Origin of the sequence: Actinomyces sp. oral taxon 171 str. F0337, from assembly GCF_005696555.1 — a bacterium.
Classification (GTDB): Bacteria; Actinomycetota; Actinomycetes; order Actinomycetales; family Actinomycetaceae; genus Actinomyces; species Actinomyces oris_E.
This window is the reverse complement of sequence record NZ_CP040005.1, coordinates 2,203,735-2,222,559: the sequence shown is the minus strand read 5'-3', so window position 1 is coordinate 2,222,559 and position 18,825 is coordinate 2,203,735. Positions and strand designations below refer to the sequence as shown.

General features: G+C 65.4%; 17 protein-coding genes. 12 read left to right on the top strand and 5 right to left on the bottom strand.

Features of this window, described 5'->3' with window-relative positions:
- The first annotated feature begins 335 nt into the window (after positions 1-335).
- The 10 genes from FBF36_RS09630 to prmC all read left to right on the top strand — a co-directional run bounded on the left by FBF36_RS09630 (position 336) and on the right by prmC (position 12,223).
- Positions 336-2,246, top strand: coding sequence for a DUF5979 domain-containing protein (locus FBF36_RS09630; protein ID WP_138137442.1), 1,911 nt, complete (start codon positions 336-338; stop codon positions 2,244-2,246).
- A gap of 259 nt (positions 2,247-2,505) precedes the next feature.
- Positions 2,506-2,667, top strand: a complete 162-nt coding sequence (locus FBF36_RS13285) for a hypothetical protein (RefSeq protein ID WP_009398236.1) — start codon at positions 2,506-2,508, stop codon at positions 2,665-2,667.
- A gap of 270 nt (positions 2,668-2,937) precedes the next feature.
- Complete coding sequence (locus FBF36_RS09625; RefSeq protein WP_009398244.1) at positions 2,938-4,266, top strand: homoserine dehydrogenase; 1,329 nt, start codon at positions 2,938-2,940, stop codon at positions 4,264-4,266.
- A 1-nt stretch (position 4,267) separates the two neighbouring features.
- A complete protein-coding gene (gene thrB, locus FBF36_RS09620) occupies positions 4,268-5,170 on the top strand; it encodes a homoserine kinase (RefSeq protein WP_009398246.1) in 903 nt (300 codons plus the stop codon).
- Between the two features lie 225 nt (positions 5,171-5,395).
- A complete protein-coding gene (locus tag FBF36_RS09615) occupies positions 5,396-6,544 on the top strand; it encodes a CE1758 family FMN-dependent luciferase-like monooxygenase (RefSeq protein ID WP_009398248.1) in 1,149 nt (382 codons plus the stop codon).
- 1 nt (position 6,545) lies between these two features.
- A complete protein-coding gene (locus FBF36_RS09610) occupies positions 6,546-7,340 on the top strand; it encodes a CE1759 family FMN reductase (protein WP_009398250.1) in 795 nt (264 codons plus the stop codon).
- Between the two features lie 374 nt (positions 7,341-7,714).
- Entirely contained in the window at positions 7,715-9,769 is a 2,055-nt protein-coding gene (rho, locus tag FBF36_RS09600; protein ID WP_138137440.1) for a transcription termination factor Rho, read from the top strand.
- Positions 9,770-9,910: 141 nt separating this feature from the next.
- Positions 9,911-10,123, top strand: a complete 213-nt coding sequence (rpmE, locus tag FBF36_RS09595; protein ID WP_003782958.1) for a 50S ribosomal protein L31 — start codon at positions 9,911-9,913, stop codon at positions 10,121-10,123.
- 119 nt (positions 10,124-10,242) lie between these two features.
- Entirely contained in the window at positions 10,243-11,337 is a 1,095-nt protein-coding gene (gene prfA / locus FBF36_RS09590) for a peptide chain release factor 1 (RefSeq protein ID WP_138137438.1), read from the top strand.
- Complete coding sequence (gene prmC / locus FBF36_RS09585; protein WP_138137436.1) at positions 11,327-12,223, top strand: peptide chain release factor N(5)-glutamine methyltransferase; 897 nt, start codon at positions 11,327-11,329, stop codon at positions 12,221-12,223. The genes prfA and prmC overlap by 11 nt, the downstream gene beginning before the upstream one ends.
- A gap of 219 nt (positions 12,224-12,442) precedes the next feature.
- Here the strand turns inward: prmC and FBF36_RS09580 are convergent, their stop codons facing one another.
- From FBF36_RS09580 to FBF36_RS09560, 5 genes are read right to left on the bottom strand one after another with little or no spacing between them, the layout of a single operon-like run.
- On the bottom strand, positions 12,443-13,147 hold the full coding sequence (locus tag FBF36_RS09580; RefSeq protein ID WP_034492292.1) for an N-acetylmannosamine-6-phosphate 2-epimerase: 705 nt from the start codon (positions 13,145-13,147) through the stop codon (positions 12,443-12,445).
- Positions 13,140-14,063: an alpha/beta hydrolase gene (locus tag FBF36_RS09575; protein ID WP_087943999.1), complete on the bottom strand. Its 924-nt coding sequence runs from the start codon at positions 14,061-14,063 to the stop codon at positions 13,140-13,142. Before FBF36_RS09575 ends, FBF36_RS09580 begins: the two co-directional genes overlap by 8 nt.
- On the bottom strand, positions 14,060-14,860 hold the full coding sequence (locus tag FBF36_RS09570; RefSeq protein WP_087943998.1) for an alpha/beta fold hydrolase: 801 nt from the start codon (positions 14,858-14,860) through the stop codon (positions 14,060-14,062). The genes FBF36_RS09575 and FBF36_RS09570 overlap by 4 nt, the downstream gene beginning before the upstream one ends.
- Positions 14,857-16,212 carry a sugar porter family MFS transporter gene (locus FBF36_RS09565; protein WP_034492291.1) on the bottom strand — a complete coding sequence of 452 codons (1,356 nt, stop codon included), beginning with the start codon at positions 16,210-16,212 and terminating at the stop codon, positions 14,857-14,859. The genes FBF36_RS09570 and FBF36_RS09565 overlap by 4 nt, the downstream gene beginning before the upstream one ends.
- A 2-nt stretch (positions 16,213-16,214) precedes the next feature.
- Complete coding sequence (locus FBF36_RS09560) at positions 16,215-17,165, bottom strand: ROK family protein (protein ID WP_050792665.1); 951 nt, start codon at positions 17,163-17,165, stop codon at positions 16,215-16,217.
- A gap of 237 nt (positions 17,166-17,402) precedes the next feature.
- Between FBF36_RS09560 and FBF36_RS09555 the strand changes: the two genes are divergently transcribed.
- Both FBF36_RS09555 and FBF36_RS09545 read left to right on the top strand, forming a co-directional pair.
- The gene (locus FBF36_RS09555) at positions 17,403-18,089 is read left to right on the top strand and encodes a GntR family transcriptional regulator (protein WP_087943996.1); all 687 of its coding nucleotides are present in this window, start codon (positions 17,403-17,405) and stop codon (positions 18,087-18,089) included.
- 317 nt (positions 18,090-18,406) lie between these two features.
- A complete protein-coding gene (locus tag FBF36_RS09545; RefSeq protein WP_138137434.1) occupies positions 18,407-18,823 on the top strand; it encodes a nucleotidyltransferase family protein in 417 nt (138 codons plus the stop codon).
- Positions 18,824-18,825: the final 2 nt, after the last annotated feature.

Genomic DNA, 18,825 nt, shown 5'->3' with positions numbered 1-18,825 from the left:
GGCTGACGACGAATTGTTTTGGAGGGGTGACACAACTGAAGCGCGGTACAACCGATAGGTGAGACACAGGGTTGGCATAGTCAGGCGATACTTGCATTGTGTGAAACCTACAAATTGTGGGGAACTGAGTTGTTTGAAAAGTAAGTTTTGGATGTGCTGAGACTGTGAGGTCGTGCGTGTTCTGAGTGTTCGCTGTTCCCAAACAGTCGGTTTGTGACACAGTGGTCTTGGTCATCACGGGGCGGCCTTTCCCTCTCCTGAACAGACGGTGGGAACGTTCGGTGATGTTTCACAAGGCAAACCCTTGTCATCTATGCCAGGAATCCGGAGAACCCATGAACACAATGTCCACGGGCGCCGCCTCTCGGCCGGCCCTCTCGCGAGGGGCGGTGAGGGGGGCCGCCGCCATCCTCACTCTCTTCCTTGTCGCGATCATGTCCCAGTTCGCCCCCCAGGCGAGCGCCGAGGAGAACAAGAGCGTCAACGTCACCAACCTGTCTCTGACACGTGTGGACGGCAACAACGTTGAGCAGGACGGAAAGCTCAACACCTACGACCTCGCCCGCCTCAGCTTCGACTGGAGCGGTGTCGACGCCAACCTCAAGTCCGGCGACTCCTTCACGATCGGTCTGGGTGAGTACTTCACCAACCTGCAGAACAGCGAGACCCACCCGATGACCGTCGAGCACGGCGGCAAGGACGTCGAGGTCGGCACCTGCACCCTGACTGTCAAGGACGTCACCTGCACCTTCAACTCCAAGGTTGACGAGCTGAAGGCCGCCGGCTTCCACAACTTCAAGGGTTCCGGCTCCGCCCTGGTGGCCGTTGCCAAGGCTGCCGACGTGCAGACTGTCGACTTCACCGTCAACGGTGTGACCACGGCCGTCACCCTGCCCGGTGGCGGCGGCATCGGCGGCCCCGAGGAGAGCAACTGGGAGCTCACCAAGTGGGCCTCCAGCTTCTACAACAACTACAAGGAGCTGACCTGGGGCGTGAACTTCGGGGCCAACCAGACCACTGGAGATAAGCTCGGCAAGACCTTCGACGGCTCCCGCCAGACCATCGTCTTCACCGACACGCTCGGTGCCGGCATGACCTTTAACCAGGCTGACGCCACCCGCACAGTCCTCAACCTGCGTCCCGCGGACGGCAAGTCCATCCCGGTGACCAACGCCGCTGGTCAGGACGCCACCACCCAGTACGGTGACTTCGACGTCAAGGCCACCTACTCCCAGGACGGCCGCACTGCGACTTATGAGGTGACTGGTCCGTTCCAGAACGGCACCAACTTCACCCTGGAGTACCCCGTCTCCTTCGTGGACGCCAACGGCAACGCCGTCGCCGCCTCCCGGGGCACCTCTTACGAGAACACCGTGAACCTCAAGGGTACGGACCTGACCAGCACCCAGCAGCAGTCCTACGTCCAGTACTTTGACATCTCGGTCCAGATGGAGCCCGGCTTCGGCGGCTTCGACGTGACCAAGGTCGTCGAGGGCGAGGCTGCCGCACAGGCCGCCGGCTCCAGCTTCGTCGTCGACGTCGCCTACGAGCTGCCGGCCGCAGCCAGCTCCTACCCGGACTGGAAGGCTCCCGAGGGCCAGAAGGCCACCGGAGAGGGCCGCACCGGAACCTCCTCCGTCACGGTCAAGCCGGGTGAGCCGGTCGCCTTCGACGGCACCTTCCCCGTGGGCACCAAGATCACGCTCACCGAGGACACCTCCAAGGCTCAGCCCGCCGCCTCCGGCTTCAGCTGGGGCGAGCCGGTCTTCACCGTGGACGGTCAGAAGACCAATACCTTCACCATCCGCGACCAGGAGCTCGTCAAGGTCTCCCTGACCAACACGACGACCGCGACGCCGCCGACGACCGCGCAGATGCCGCCCACGGCGTCCAACCCGCCGGCCACCCCGCCGACGACGACCGCGACGCCGCCGACGACCGCGCAGGCCCCGCCCACGGCGTCCAACCCGCCGGCCACCCCGCCGACGACGACCGCGCAGGCCCCGCCCACGGCGTCCAACCCGCCCGCGACCCCGCCGGTGAACACCCCGACGACGACCACGCAGGAGCAGCCGCCGAGCACTCCGGGTGCTCCGGTGCCGCCCACCTCCACCCCGAAGACGCCGAATGGTGGCACCCCGCCGCTGGCGCACACCGGTGCTAACGCCGTTGCGCTCCTGCTGCTCGCCGGTGCCGGCCTGGGTGGTGGCGCCCTGCTGGTGGCTCGCCGCCGCAAGGCCTCCTGAACGCGGGTAGCCGCTTCTCGAGCCTGAGCGCTCTGACATCGGAGCCCACCCAGTGGCCCCGCCCCGGTTGAACCGGGGCGGGGCCACTGGCCATCTCCGCCCAGCGGGCCGTTCGGCATTCCGTCGGCCCTGCTCGGGACGGACTGCCGGAAGCAGGAGAAACCCATGGGATCGTCTCAGCCTTGGGGAGGAGGATCCCTCCCCGCCAATCGTTCTCCTGGGGGGCGCTAGGTGGCGCGCTGCTTCCTAACCTGAAGGCATGAGCGCAACGACCTCCTCGTCCTCACTGACTGCCTTCGTCTCCTCCCTGGAGCAGCCGCCCCCGGCCTGGGGGTACTCCGACGGTGCGACCACCCCGGTATCCATGGGCCTGGGGCGGGTGATCGTTCGGCTGCTCAAGCAGATCATCTGGCGCCGCTGAGAGAGTCCCTCCCGTCCGTGCCTTCTCAGGCGGGTTCCGGAGGCGCCTCTCCCGGCTCCATCGGATCAAGGCGCACAGGGTCGGCCGTGTGTCCACAGGCGGACACGCAAGCGCTCCACGGCCGATGCCCCTTATGCTGGCCCGCAGTGATGGCCAGCGCGGGCGTGCGGCCGGTTGACCGTGCCCGTCGTGAGCGGCCTCATCGCATGACGCAGTCGAAGTGCCCACGCACGGCACGCAACACAGTACACACAGCAAGGTGGTCATCCCGTGGCTCAGGACCTCTCACCCGCCCAGCGCACACTCACCGTCGGCGTCCTCGGCGCCGGGACCGTTGGCAGTCAGGTCATTCGCCTCCTCAGCGAGCAGGCCGACGACTTCGCCGCCCGCTCCGGTGCACGTCTTGAGATCACGGGCGTCGCCGTCCGTGATGTCAACGCGCCGCGTGACGCCTCCGTCTCCCGGGACCTTCTTACCGATGACGCCACCGCTGTCGCCACCGGGAACGACCTGGTCATTGAGCTTATCGGCGGGATCGAGCCGGCCCGCACCCTCATCCTGGCCGCTTTCAAGGCCGGGGCCAGCGTCATCACCGGCAACAAGGCCCTCATCGCAGCCCACGGCCCCGAGCTCTACACCGCCGCGGCTGCGGCCGGCACTGACTTCTACTACGAAGCCGCTGTCGCCGGTGCCATCCCGGTCGTCTACGCGCTGCGCGAGTCGATGGCCGGCGACCGCGTCACCAGCGTCCTCGGCATTGTCAACGGCACCACCAACTACATCCTCGATGAGATGAGCATCAAGGGCCTGTCCTTCGAGACCGCCCTGGCCACCGCCCAGGAGCTCGGCTACGCCGAGGCCGACCCCACCGCCGACGTCGACGGCCTGGACGCCGCCGCCAAGGCCGCCATCATCGCCTCGCTCGCCTTCCACACCCGCGTGGGCCTCGATGACGTCTCCGTCGAAGGTATCCGTGAAGTCACCGCCGACGACATCCGGGAGGCCCACGCCTCGGGCTGCGAGCTCAAGCTGCTCGCCATCGCCCAGCACCGCGACGACGAGCACGCACAAGGCGTCTCCGTGCGGGTCCATCCCGCCCTCGTGCCCAACGACCACCCGCTGGCCAGCGTTCACGGCGCCTACAATGCCGTCCTCGTCGAGGCCGAGAGCGCCGGGCGCCTCATGTTCTACGGTCAGGGCGCAGGAGGAGCCCCGACAGCATCCGCAGTCCTGTCCGACGTCGTCGCCGCCGCCGCCCACCGGGTCCACGGCGGCCAGGCCCCCCGTGAGTCCTCCTACGCGAGCCTGACGGTCCTCGGCCCGGAGGCCGCCGTCACCCGGTACCAGATCCAGCTGCGCTCCGACGACGCCGTCGGCTCCCTGGCCGCCATGGCCACGGTCTTCGCTGAGAATGGGGTCTCCATCAACTCGGTGCGCCAGAGCGCCTACGTCACCACCGATGGCAGCGAGGACCAGGCCGTCGTGACCTTCGTGACCCATCCGGCTCCCGTCTTCCACCTCGACGCCGCTGTCGAGGGGCTGCGAGCCTCGGACCGGGTCGCCGAGATCGTCTCCATCCAACGCGTCGAGGGTGAGTGACATGCGCATCGTCTACGAGCGCGCGGCCGTCCGGGTCCCGGCAACGACGGCGAACATGGGACCCGGATTCGACTCCTTCGGTATGGCCTTCCGCTACTACGACGAGGTCTCGGTACGGCCGACCACCGGCACCACCCGCGTCATCGTCGAGGGCGTCGGCGCCGAGACGGTCCCCACTGACGACGACAATCTCGTCGTGCAGGCCCTGCGGGCAGGTCTGGACGCCGTCGGAGCACCTCAGGCCGGCTTCGAGATGCGCTGCGTCAACCGGATCCCCCACGGCGGGGGCATGGGATCCTCCGCCAGTGCCGCGGTGGCCGGGCTCATGCTGGCGCGCGGCCTCATCTCCGAGCCCGAGGCTCTCAGCGACGACCGGATCTTCGCCCTGGCCACCGACTTCGAGGGTCACCCCGACAACGTCGCTCCCGCCGTCTTCGGAGGCGCGACCGTCGCCTGGGTCGAGCGCGGGGGGCGCCCGCGCATGGCGCCCATGCCCGTGGACGCCTCCCTCGGCGTCAGTCTGCTCATCCCGCCGGCGACGACGCGCCTGTCCACCAAGGAGGCCCGCCAGGTCCTGCCGGTCTCCGTGCCGCGCGAGGACGCCCTGTTCAACACTTCCCGGGCCGCCGTGCTCATGCTCGCGCTCGCCGGGCGCCCCGACCTGCTCATGGCCGGGACCGAGGACCGGCTCCACCAGGAGTACCGGCGTGGGGTCCTACCCGCCTCGATGGCGGTCATGGACTCCCTGCGCGAGCAGGGCTACCCGGCCGTCATCTCCGGCGCAGGTCCCACGGTTCTGGTTCTGTCCACTCTGGCCGACCAGACCCGATTCGCCCTGGAGAACCACGGCTGGAGCGTGCTCAGCCCCGGTATCGACACCCGCGGGGCGGTCCTGACCTCCTGACCCGCACGAACGGCTTCTTCATCCGCCTTCTTGATCGCGGGCGTCCTCGAGTCCGAGGGCGCCCGCGATCCGCGTCCGCCTCGGAGTCCCGGTGGGGTGGTCGTGCCACGCTCCCACGTGGGAATCGCGCCACACTCACGAAGTTGAGAAATAAACTATCGATGTCCTCGGTTCCGTCAGCACACAAGAAATGAAGTAGATCCAGTGTAGAAAAGAGGACGTCTTATGCAGTTCGGAATCTTCACGGTGGGAGATATCACCACCGACCCGGCTACCGGTAAGGCACCCAGTGAGCACCAACGCATCAAGAACACTGTCGAGATGGCGGTCCTGGCCGAGCAGGCAGGTCTGGACTTCTTCGCCACCGGGGAGCACCACAACCCGCCCTTCGCGCCATCGTCGCCCACGACCCTGCTGGCCAACATCGCCGCACGCACGGACAAGCTGCTCCTGACCACCGCGACCACCCTCATCACCACCAACGATCCGGTGCGTCTGGCTGAGGAGTACGCCTACCTCCAGCACCTTGCCGACGGGCGCGTCGACCTCATGATGGGGCGCGGCAACACCGGCCCGGTCTACCCCTGGTTCGGCAAGGACATCCGCAAGGGCATCTCGCTCGCGGTGGAGAACTACGACCTGCTGCGCCGCCTGTGGCGCGAGACCAACGTGGACTGGGAGGGTGAGTTCCGCACCGCGCTGCAGGACTTCACCTCCATGCCCCGCCCGCTCGACGGCGTCCCGCCCTTCGTATGGCACGCCTCCATCCGCTCGCCCCAGATCGCCGAGCAGGCTGCCTACTATGGAGACGGATACCTGCACAACAACATCTTCTGGCCCATCGACCACGTCAAGAAGATGGTCGGCCTCTACCGAGAGCGCTTCGCCTTCTACGGCCATGGCAGGCCCGAGCAGGCGATCGTGGGCCTGGGCGGCCAGATCTTCGCCGCCAGGAGCGAGGCCGAGGCCATCGAGCGCTACACCCCATACTTCCGCAACACCTACGTCTACCAGGGGGCGTCTTTGGAGGAGATGACGCAGCACACGCCTCTCGCCGTCGGCACGCCCGAGCAGATCGTGGAGAAGTACCTGACCTACCGGGACGCGATCGGCGACTACCAGCGTCAGGCCTTCAATCTGGACCTGGGCGGCGTCCCGCACGAGGAGATCATGAAGCAGATCGAGTACCTGGGCTCCGAGATCGTCCCGGCGCTGCGCGCCGAGCTGGAGCCCACTACGTCCGAGGGTGTTCCTGACGCGCCGCTCCATCCGCGCCACCGGGCCCTGCTGGAGGGGGCCGAGCCCCCGGCTGAGGGGCCCTTCTCCATGTCCAACGAGTTCGACCCGCTCACAGGTCGGAAGGTGAGGATCTGAGATGGCCTGGGAGACCTTTGACACCACTGACACGACGAGTGACGAGCAGAAGAAGGATGACATGACCACTGGCACGACCGCGCCCGTCGCCCCGTTCGGGGGCACCCAGTCCCTGGCCGGATCGCCGACCTACGATGTCTACGCCAATACCCAGATGGGGCGTCTGAGCCGGATCGTGGCTCTGCACGCGGGGGTCTCGGAGCCCTCGACCTCCCGGATGCTCGCCGAGCGGTTGGCCGAGTCGACCCGCAAGGCCCTGGAGTCCGACTCCCGCCTCGCCAGCATCGAGGTCATCGGGCTCAGGCCCCTGGTCAAGGACATCGCCCTGGCCAGTGTGGGCGGACCGGTGTCTGCCGACCTGCAGAAGATGATCGACGCCCTGTCCGCCGCCGACGGCGTCATCCTTGTCAGCCCGGTCTTTCAGGCCTCCTACTCCGGACTGTTCAAGTCCGCCATGGATGTGCTGCCGGCTGGCACGCTTGAGGGCGTCCCCGTCCTGCTGGGGGCGACGGCCGGCACTGCGCGGCACAGTCTTGTCACCGAGATGGCGCTGCGACCGCTGGTCGCCTACATGAAGGCCCTGCCGACGCGGACCGCTGTCTTCGCTGCCAGTGAGGACTTCGGTGCGGCCTGGCAGACACCGTCTTCCTCTGAGAGGCCCGAGTCGCCCTTGAACGAGCGCGTGGCCCGGGCGGGGCGGGAGCTGGCCACACTCATGGAGCGCTTCCCGCGCCAGGCGCCGGTTGACCCGCTGGCCGACTTCGCGCCCATGGGGGCGCTTCTCGCAGGTCGCTGAAGCCGCAAGCCCGGGGGCTTGAAGGATAGGAGCCGGCTCGGGTGCGCCTGAGTCGATCAGCCTGGTGGGGCTGATCGTACGGACGGTCGGCCCCACCGGCGTCGAGGCGGCGAGAGACGTCATGGGTGGAATACCGGCGGCATCCCCGGCGTTGCTCGCCGGTGTTCCGTTAGGCACTGCGCGAAGGGGCTGCTATGCTGACGCCGTCGGCCGCGCGGATCGCACCACGCCGCTGACCGCACCAGCCCCGGACCTGAGGCTCAGGTCTCAGCAGAAACCGGCAGTGCATTGACCCACCCCGTGAACGATTCCGGGGAAGTCTCCCCAGTTGAACGTCTCCTTCTTCGGAGCGTCATCACACCGTTAGGACACTCGTGACCGAGACCTCCAGCGCCCAGCCCTCGCTTTCCACCATGCGTCTGGCCGAGCTTCAGTCGCTTGCCGGCTCCATGGGCCTCAAGGGCACCTCCCGTATGCGCAAGAGTGAGCTCGTCGCCGCCATCCGTCAGGCGCGCGACTCCTCCGCCTCCGCTCCCGACTCCCACAGCGCGTCGGACAGCTCGTCCGATGCCGGGGTGACCGACGTCGCCGACTCCTCTGCCTCTTCCTCCACCTCTCCGACTGGTGAACCCTCATCGGAGCAGTCCCGGAACGCCTCAGGGCGCTCCCGCCGCCGGCGCGCCACGGCGGCCTCCGGCGCCCCCGAGGGGCGCCAGACCGTGCCGGCTCTTGACCTGGGCCTCGATCTGCCGGATCGGTCCGGTGCCTCCAGCAGCGACTCGGCCAGCGGCTCCGGCCACGACGAGGAGCGTCCCGCACGCAGCCGTTGGCGTGAGCGCACTGAGCGCACTGAGCGCTCCTCGCGCGACCAGCTTCGCCGCGGCCGCCGACGCGCCCAGGCCTCCGCCGGCGCCCCCGAGAACCAGGAGCGCGCCTCACGCGAGCCCCGCACCGACTCGCCTGAGGATCACGCCGACGCCAAGGCCGCCCTCATGCGCGACCTGGCCGATGCCACTGGAAGCTCCGTCGTCGAGTCCCAGGAGCGCCCGCGCCGGGGCCGGGACGGCAACGACGAGTCCGACGGCTACGACGACGAGCGCGGCGGGCGACGCCGTCGGGGCCGCAAGCGCGGACGCGACCGCTTCGACCGCGATGACCGGGACTCCGGCCGTGAGGGCCGGGACAGCAACGCGGGGCGCGGCAACCGCAACCAGCCACGCGAGGACGAGGTCCTCCTGCCGGTTGCCGGCATCCTGGACGTCACCGACAACCAGCACGCCTACCTGCGCACCTCCGGGTACCTGCCCGGCCCCAAGGACGTCTACGTCTCCAACCAGCTCATCAAGGACAACGGGCTGCGTGCCGGCGACGCCGTGACCGGCTGGGTCCGTGAGGGCGCGGATTCCTCCACGCCTCACCAGGGAGGGCGCAACAACCGCCGTCAGAACCGGGCCAGCCGGGTCAAGTACAACCCCATGGTCAGCGTCGAGACCGTCAACGGCATGGACGCCGAGCGCTCCAAGCGCCGCCCTGAGTTCGCCAAGCTCACCCCCCTCTACCCCCAGGAGCAGCTGCGCCTGGAGACCACGCCCAAGGCCGTCACCCCGCGGATCATCGACCTGGTCTCGCCCATCGGCAAGGGACAGCGCGGACTCATCGTCTCCCCGCCCAAGGCGGGTAAGACGATCGTCCTGCAGCAGATCGCCAACGCCATCAGCGTCAACAACCCCGAGGCCCACCTCATGGTCGTGCTCGTCGACGAGCGCCCCGAGGAGGTCACCGACATGCAGCGCACGGTCAAGGGCGAGGTCATCGCCTCCACCTTCGACCGCCCCGCCTCCGACCACACGATCGTGGCCGAGCTGGCCATCGAGCGCGCCAAGCGTCTCGTGGAGCTGGGACAGGACGTCGTCGTGCTGCTGGACTCCATCACCAGGCTCGGGCGCGCCTACAACCTGGCGGCCCCGGCCAGCGGTCGGATCCTCTCCGGTGGTGTGGACGCCTCCGCCCTCTACCCGCCCAAGCGTTTCTTCGGGGCGGCCCGCAACGTGGAGAACGGCGGCAGTCTGACCATCCTGGCCACGGCCCTGGTGGAGACCGGCTCTAAGATGGATGAGGTCATCTTCGAGGAGTTCAAGGGGACCGGGAACATGGAGCTGCGGCTGTCGCGCCAGCTCGCCGACAAGCGCATCTTCCCGGCCGTGGACGTGGCCGCCTCCGGCACCCGCCGCGAGGAGCTGCTCATCGACCCCGCCCAGCTCAAGATCATGTGGCGCCTGCGTCGACTCTTCGCCGGGCTCGAGCAGCAGCAGGCCCTCGAGCTGGTGCTGTCCAAGCTCAAGGACACCCAGTCCAACGCCGAGTTCCTCATGGTGCTGTCCAAGACCACCCCGGCCGGCACGTCCCTGGCCGACGGCGAGGACGAGTAACGCAACCGGCCAGGTGCCCGGTCTCACGCGGCTCAGCCATTGCGATGGTGCGTGAGACAGTGGCAAAATCTGCTGCTGGCCTCCGGTTCACCCGCGCTCCCGTGTGGGACCCGGGACCCTCTGACGCTTAAGGAGAAACCTATGAAGCAGGGCATCCACCCCGACTACGTGGCCACCACGGTCACGTGCACCTGTGGCAACACCTTCGAGACCCGCTCCACCGTCACCTCCGGTGAGATCCGCGTGGACGTGTGCTCGGCCTGCCACCCGTTCTACACCGGCAAACAGAAGATCCTCGACACCGGTGGCCGTGTTGCCCGCTTCGAGGCCCGGTACGGCAAGCGCAGCAAGTAGCCGCGTCTCACGACGCCGGCGGCCGGCTCCCAGAGCCGCCGTCGGCGTCGTTTGCATATCGCACGAGTGCCGCTGGCGCCCGTCAGCACGACTCCTAGCCAGTGAAGGAACCCGAGTCCATGAGTGAGGACTTCTCCGCCGCAGAGCCGCTCCTGGCCGAGTACGCGGATATCGAGGCCGAGATGGCCGGGCCGGCGGCCGCCGACCCCGGTGCCATGCGTCGGCTGGGGCGCCGCTACGCCGAGCTGGGCAGGGTCGTCTCCGCCTACCGGGCCTGGCAGGCGGCCAGCGCCGACCTGGCCGACGTCCGCGAGCTGGCCGCGGAGGACGAGGACTTCGCCGCCGAGGTGCCGGCTCTTGAGACTGCTGAGGCTGCGGCCGGTGAGCACCTGCGCGAGGTCCTCGTACCCCGGGATCCCGATGACGCCCGCGACGTCATCATCGAGGTCAAGGCGGGTGAGGGCGGTGAGGAGTCGGCGCTGTTCGCCTCCGACCTGGCACGTATGTACTCCCGCTACGCCGAGCGGCAGGGATGGGCCGTGGAGGTCCTTGACGCCACCGACTCCGACCTGGGTGGCTACAAGGACGTGCGCCTGGCCATCAAGACCCGTGGGCCCACGGAGCCCCAGGACGGGGTGTGGGCGCACCTGAAGTACGAGGGCGGTGTCCACCGTGTCCAGCGCGTCCCGGTCACCGAGTCCCAGGGGCGCATCCACACCTCCGCGGCCGGCGTCCTCGTCATGCCGGAGGCCGATGACCCCGGCGAGCTCCAGATCGACGCCGCCGATCTGCGCATCGACGTCTTCCGCTCCTCGGGGCCAGGGGGCCAGAGCGTCAACACCACGGACTCGGCGGTGCGTATCACGCACCTACCCACGGGGATCGTCGTGTCCATGCAGAACGAGAAGTCTCAGCTGCAGAACAAGGAGGCGGCCATGCGGGTCCTGCGGGCCCGGCTCCTGGCTGAGCGTGCGGCGGCCGCGGCCGCCGAGGCGGCGCAGGCCCGTCGCAGTCAGGTGCGCACTGTGGACCGCTCCGAGCGCATCCGGACCTACAATTTCCCTGAGAACCGGATCGCCGACCACCGCACCGGCTTCAAGGCCTACAACCTCGACGCCGTTCTTGACGGTGATCTCGGCCCGGTGATCGCCTCGGCCATCGCCATGGACGAGGCTGAACGATTATCCCAGGTGGGTGAGGGCAGTGGTTCCTGAGTTGTGTGGCGGCGCGCCGGCGGGCGCGGTGGACCGCTACGGGCTGCGGGCGCTGGTGCGTCAGGCGGCCGGTCGGCTGGCTGCTGCCGGCGTGACCAGTCCTCAGGTCGACGCCCGAATCCTGGCCGAGCACCTGCTGGGGCGGGCCCTGCTGTTGGCCGACGGCGCCGACGGCGATTTCCCGGCCGCCTATGACGCGCTGGTGCTGCGCCGCGAGTGCCGTGAGCCGCTCCAGCACATCATCGGCCGCATGTGGCTGCGGGGCGCCGAGCTCATCAGCCGTCCCGGCGTGTTTATCGTGCGCCCGGAGACCGAGGTGGTGGCCGGGGCCGCCATTGAGGCGGCCCGCGAGGTGATGGACGGCGGCGGGGGAGTGGTCCTGACCGCTGACCTGTGCACCGGCTCGGGCGCGATCGCGGCCTGCGTCGCCAAGGAGGTGCCGGGAGCCCGGGTGGTCGCCGTCGAGATCAGCGAGACCGCTGCCTCCCTGGCCCGCGAGAACTGCGAGCGGTTGGTGCCCGGACGCGTCGAGGTGATCCACGCCGACGCCACCGACCCGCTAGTCCTTCACGACCTCAATGGGCAGGTCGACGTCGTCGTCTCCAACCCGCCCTACGTGCCGGCCGGCGCCGTGGAGGACACTGAGACGGCCCAGCACGAGCCCACGGTGGCGCTCTACGGCGGGGGACCTGACGGGCTGGATATCCCGATCGATGTCCTGGTGCGTTCGGTCGCGCTGCTGCGCACCGGCGGGGTGCTCGTCATGGAGCACGACCACGAGCAGGGGGCGCTGCTACGTGCGGCCGCGCTCGGGGCCGGGTTCAAGCAGGCCGAGACCGGCCAGGACCTCACCGGCCGCGATCGCTACCTGCGCGCCGTGCGGTAAACCCCGCCGGCGGGGCCAGCGGTGTTGAGAGTCCCTGTGGTTCTGAAGGTCGCCCCGAGCCCGACCGCGGCGGATACTTGTTTCGGCAGTGTGATGCTCACTCGCACTCGGTGAGCTGAGGCGTCGCAGATTGAGCAGATGTGGACTGGTGGTGGGCTCGTCAACACCGTTGACGAGCCCACCAGATCGGCGGAACAATCGCGCCTTGATGTTCCTCGACTACTTACTATTCACGCCGTCTCCATGCGCCTGCGCAATTCCGTCGCAGAACCAACGGGTGATCGATTCCGGGTGCGTGATCGCCGTACCAATGGTGACGGCTAGAGCCCCGCGTTGTAAGGCCTGAGCCGCTTCGCTAGCATTGTGAATTCGGCCCTCGGCAATGATCGGAACATCGATGTGCTCGCTCAGATCCTCAACCAGCTCCAAGTCGGGACCATGCGTTGCTTGGCGCTCACCGCTGTATCCGGCCAGAGTCGTCCCCACGAGATCAGCGCCCGCATCCCGACTGGCTAGGCCGTCGTCCAGCGAGCCGCAGTCCGCCATGAGGAGGGTACCGGGGAACTGACGCTGCACCTCGGTGATGGTTTCCCTGAGAGAATACCCATCGGGGCGAGGGCGGCGTGTTCCATCAATGGCAACGATCTCGCACCCAGTCTCGGCTACAGCGAGCGCATCCTTGAGCGTGGGAGTGATGTAGACGCCGACGTTGCCGACCTTCACCAGCCCGATGATGGGGACGTGCAACACCGATCTGGCGAGGCGGAGATCGTCCAGGCCCTTAAGTCGCACACCCACGGCTCCGCCACGGACTACCGACTGGGCGACCTGGGTCATAGTTTGCGGATGGAGCATTGGTTCGCCTGGATATGCCTGGCAAGAGACGATGAGTCCGCCGCGAAGTGCTTCGATGATGTCACTCATAGGGTCTCCCGATGCCGATGAGGTCTACCAATCGCTCGAGAACCAATTTCCTCGCCCTGTCGGCGATCCTTGGCCCGTTGAGACCGAGAATCCCGTGGCAGGTTCCGGGAAGCAGGATCGCCTCGGTAGGAACGTTTGCCTCCGTCAGAGATCTAGCGAATGCAAGATTCTCATCCAGGAGAGGATCGCACTGGTTCGCAAGAAGGAATGTTGGCGGAAACCCTGAAAGATCGGTCTCTCTTGCCGGTGCCGCGTGGGGCGTCGGCTTTTGATCACCAAGATATGCCTTCCACGAAGCAGTTGCGTTCGGCAAGTCCCATACGGCTGTACTGGTGGCGCCCTGCATCGAGGCAGTACTCAGACGGTCGTCCAGCACCGGTTCAATGAGGAATACATAGTCCGGCACGCGGATTCCAGTATCTCGACATCGAAGAGATAGCCCCGCAGCCAGGTTTCCCCCGGCGGAGTCGCCGTAGATGAATCGCGTTGCTTCCGGGTACTGCGTGAGGATCCATGTCCAGGCGGCAACGCAGTCCTCGAGTGGAAGTGGAAAAGGGGCTTCAGGAGCGAGTCGGTAGTTAGGGCTTACGACCGTTGCGCCGGTGCGCAGGGATAGAACGGCGTTCCACGCGTCGTCGTACTTTGCCTGCCCAGCAACAAAGCCTCCACCATGAATGGATAGGATGACCGCGCTCTCACCATCCTCCGGGGCATGAACTCTCAGTTCCAATTCCCCGCCATCGGTCGGAACTGTGAGGACTGTGCGAGTAAGCCCCTCAGGGACGGGGGTATCCTGGTCGAGGATCGTTGCCCCTGCGGCACGCATCGTCTGTGGATCCCAGGTGGTCTGGGGAGGAACCTCCTCCACAGCTACCACCACTTCAGGATCAAGAAGGCGAGAAGGCTCAAATGTCATGAGATGACCTCCTTCAGGAACGAGTCGCACACCGCATAGAAGCCCTCGGACTGGTCACGGCGCACGCAGTGAGATGCTCCAGGAACTAGGGTTGTACGGATTATGGTGTTGCCGAGAGAATGAACCGCCTGTAGTCCGTAAACTCCCAGGAGGACGTCATCGCCGTCAGACGTCACTAGGAGCGTGGGCATAGTCAGGACCGACGCCGTCTCTTTCCAGGAGGTATGGGGGGAGACATAGCCGGTGCGGATGAAGTCTCGATCTACCTGAACCTTGCCCTGCAACCACGCACAGGACTCTTCGAGGTCCCACGCGGGGTAAAGCTCTCGGTTCTCGGTTAGCGCCTTGTCCGGATGATCTGAGATCCATGCCATACGGGTAGCCAGTGCTGGCGCGTCGTTGCTGTAAGCGGTTCTCTGATCCTCGGAGAGCCACGCAGGTTCTTCTAGAACCAGTGCGTCAACGAGATCCGGACGCTGAGCGGCAGCGGCCGCTGCAACCGCACCGCCCATTGAATGGCCAATCAAGATCAGCGCAGTGCTGTGCTCGCGGCCCTCGAGGATGGTGATGAGGTCCTTGACCATTACCCCAACTGGATCGTTTAGCTCTGCGGGGCTGAAATGGGCGGATAGGCCGTGACCGCGTGCATCTATGGAGGTGACGTCGTAGTCATTCCGCCAGTGCCGGTGCGCGGCTGCCAGCGATGCTGCGTTGTCGGTGACACCATGATTAAGGAAGAGCTGAGGCGCTCCGGATTTGATGGTGTGGATGCGCGCGATTCCAGACGTGCTTGTCATGCTTCTCTCCTGACATACTCGCGCTCGATGTCCTCAAGTGTTTTACCGCATGTCTCAGGAATGACCTTCAGGGCGAAGACAGCCAGGAGAGCCGTTGCAACGGCGTAGATCCCGAAGGTGCCGACTCCACCAAGGGCATCGAAGAGGCTGAGGAAGGTTAGCGAGACAATGAAGCTCAGCGTCCAGTTGACTCCGATAGTCAGGCTCATGGCGGTCGCACGGATTCGTAGGGGATACAGCTCGGAAGGAATGATGAAGACGACGATGTCCAGTCCGACGGCGACTGCGGCAATGTACAGGAATATGCAGGCAACTCCGATGAAAGAGGTGGCGCCGGAGGTAATTCCACCCATGAGTAGGAAAGCGAAGACGGCGAGACAGATCGCTTGCCCTGCGGCACCGGCTGCGAGCAGTTTGGTGCGACCGATCTTGTCTACCAACCCCATCCCTATAACCGTAAAGATGATGTTGATAACGCCTACACCCACCGTAGCGAGAAGGGCCGATGAGGCGCCGAGTCCAGCGCTCTCGAAGATGGACGGGGCGTAGTAGACCACGGCGTTGACGCCAGTGAGCTGTCCTAGGATCTGCAGCCCTACACCTGCGACGAGAACATGGCGTAGCCGGGGATCGAGCAGTGCCTTCCATCCATCAGACTGGGTGGTCTCGTCAGTGGAGCGGATGTCCTCAAGCTCGGTCTTCACCTCTTCTGGGGTGCGGAACTTTTCTAGCACCTTCTGAGCCTCATCGCTACGGCCGTTGATGGCGAGCCAACGCGGTGATTCCGCCAGGCTGAGGACTCCGATGCCCAGGAGCAGAGAGGGGATGACTGCTAGGCCGATCATCCAGCGCCAGTCCTGGTTGATACCGGCAAGCGCGTAATTGGACAGGTAGGCGAACATGATGCCGGAGACGATCATCAGTTGGTTCAAGCTGACCAGTCTGCCTCGTAGGTCTGCCGGGGCGAGTTCGGAGATGAATACGGGGACGATGCTGGAGGCGCATCCGACAGCCAATCCTAGGATGACCCGGGAGACCACCATGATTGGTACAGACGTTGAGAACGCGGCCATCAGTGAACCAATGACGAATACGGCAGATGCGGCTAGGAGGACAGGTCGACGCCCGAACTTGTCAGACAGACGTCCGGAGGACATAGCTCCCAGCGCGGCTCCCACGGTGAGGGAAGAGACGACGACGCCTGAGGTGAAGGGTGTCAGTCCGAAGTAGTCGGTCATGGCGGGTAATGCCCCGGAAATGACTCCGGTGTCGTAGCCGAAGAGCAGTCCGCCCAGCGCGATGATGGAAGTGGCCCAGATGACGTGGCCATTTCGGGTTCCAGGCGTTGTCATGGTCAGGCTTCCGTTCCTTCAGTAGGGATGTCACATGTCGGGAAATTCAGGGAAAAAGCGGCGGCACCCAGCAGGGCTGCCTGTGAGCCTCGGGTCGCGGTGGTGATAGGAGTGTTGGCGACTACGTCCATGGCGTCATGGGCCACTCCCTGCTTGACCGCGTCGATCCACCCGCTGTAGGCCTCGGTGACGCCACCCGCAAGAGTGACTAGATCGACGTCGAGGGTGTTGAGCAGGCTGCCGATGACTCTGCCTGTGGCGAATCCTGCGATGCGGTATGCCTCCTGCGCGGCGGTATTGCCCTCCTCTGCGGCTCGAGCGAGGGCCTTTCCGTCCTTCGTTGCGTCATCACCAGCATTCAGCTTCTTGGCGACACGTAGGATTCCCGGGCCTGAGGCCAATGCCTCGATGTGTCCGTTGCGCCCGCAGGTGCACTTCATCCCCTCGGCCTCACTGACACCGATGTGCCCAAGGTGTCCAGCTGCACCATGGGATCCTTGAAGGAGGCTCCCGTTGGTCACGATGCTCCCACCGATTCCTGTGCCGACGGCCACCATCATCATTGAGCGGTGATCGCGGCCAGCTCCGAAGAGGGCTTCGCCCAAGCCATGCGCGTGGGCGTCGTTCAGAGCACGGAAAGGTGCGGAGAACTCGGCAGTGAATGGTGCGGAGAGGTCGGCTCCTCTCCAACCCGGGATAGTGTCAGTGGCGTGAGTGACGACACCACGACTGGAATCTATGACTCCGCCTGCTGACATACCGACAGCGTCGAGCTGAACGCCTGGGTGACCCGAGAGCACATCCCTGGCTACTCGAACGGCCGCCGCCAGGATACCGTCACTGCCGTCCTTAGCCACGGTCGGGGTTGTTGCTGACGTGATGATCTCGGCGTCGCCGCCGCTGATACGTACCAGCGCAGCGTTGATCTTGGTGCCGCCGATGTCCAGTGCCACGACGTTGCGTCGTGGGCTGGCTCCACTCTGATGCAATGGGGGTTGCATGAAAACTCACTCTCCTTTGAGCTAGTTCCGCGCGAGGTCCAGGGACCGGGATCTCACGCATCTGCCTGGGCCTGATACGATCCCAGTCAGATCACCATATGGTAATATTCCTAACCATAGGGTGTTTGTTACCGATGGTACACCTGTGCCGGGTGGATGGGAACGGTTTGATTAAAGATTGGAAAAGCCGTGCATAAGTACGAGCGTATTCGTGAGGCCATTGCGGTGATGGTGACTGAGGCTGGTCCTGGGGCGCGCCTGCCCACTGAGAAGGAGCTGGCTCGGCGCTTCGATGCCTCAACGATGACTGTGCGGCGCGCTCTGCAGGTGCTCGCGGAAGCCGGCCAGCTCTATGGGGTTCCCGGGAAGGGCATCTTTGTGGCGCGTTCTCGTGTGACCAAGGTGGCTTGTGTGTCTACCTCCTTCACGGAGGCGCTGCGGGCTTCGGGGCGTCGGGCGAGTAGTCGACTCATCTCGGCAGCTTTGCGGCCGCCCTTGGATGAGGCTGAGCGTGACTTCTTTGCTGTTGGTGAGGGAGGGTTTGTTGTTGAGGTGCGTCGCGTGCGCCTGGGGGATGGGGTTCCTATTGGATTCGAGGTCGCTACTCTTAATGCGGCTATACTTCCTCGAATTCTCGGGTGCGATCTTACTGGGTCTCTGTACGAGTTGATTGAACATCGCTACCATCTTGAGATTGAGCGCACAGGTATTGTTGTGTCATCCCGACTTCCGGATGGGGGTGAGGCGAAGCTACTTGAGGTAGCGACCACTGAGCCGTGCCTGCAGACAATTGTCACCGCCCAGGTTGCAGGTGGGCAAAACCTTGAGCGTACCGTAGCGCTTTATCGCGGCGACATGTATGAGCTTGCCATCTGATTCCGGTGTTTATATAGATGTGGTTCGCTCAAGTTGCTTCGGAGTGGCGGTTGTCGGGGCGGATTAAAGTAAGGGGTAGAAAATTCGTGCTAGCTGCGATGCGTTGTCTATCTGACGGGTGTCCAGCACTGCATATAACGATCTGCGCTCGGGGTCGGGTTCAAGCAGGCCGAGACCGGCCAGGACCTCACCGGCCGCGACCGCTACCTGCGCGCCGTGCGGTAGGTTCTTCGGTAGACGAGGCAAAGGTGGCCGGGCCGCCTGCCGCATTGGTCGGTTCTCTGGTCATCGTTCCGCGGTTCTGAGAGAATAGTTCTGTGGCGGTGAAAGTGGCGATCGATTCCAAGGAACTGTCGGAGGCGTGCGCCCGGTTCGGTGTTGCTCGATTGTGTGTCTTCGGATCAGTGCTTACCGATCATTTTGATCCCCATACCAGTGACATTGACTTTCTTGTTGACTTCCAGGTGGGGCGGGAGGATCGATTCGCGGATTTCTTCGGACTTCAGGATGAGTTGACGAGGATCTTTGGAAGAAAGATTGACCTGGTCGTTGCCGAGTCGGTCAGGAATCCTTACTTCAAGTCCTCGGTGCTGAGGGGTGCTGAGGATGTCTATGCTGCCGGAGTGACGGTGTTGGAGGCTGAGCCGATCCAGGTTGCTGCGGGTACTTGTGATGGCACCGTGATGCTCACTCGTATTCGGCGAGCTGAGGTGTCGCAGCTTGAGCGGATGTGAAC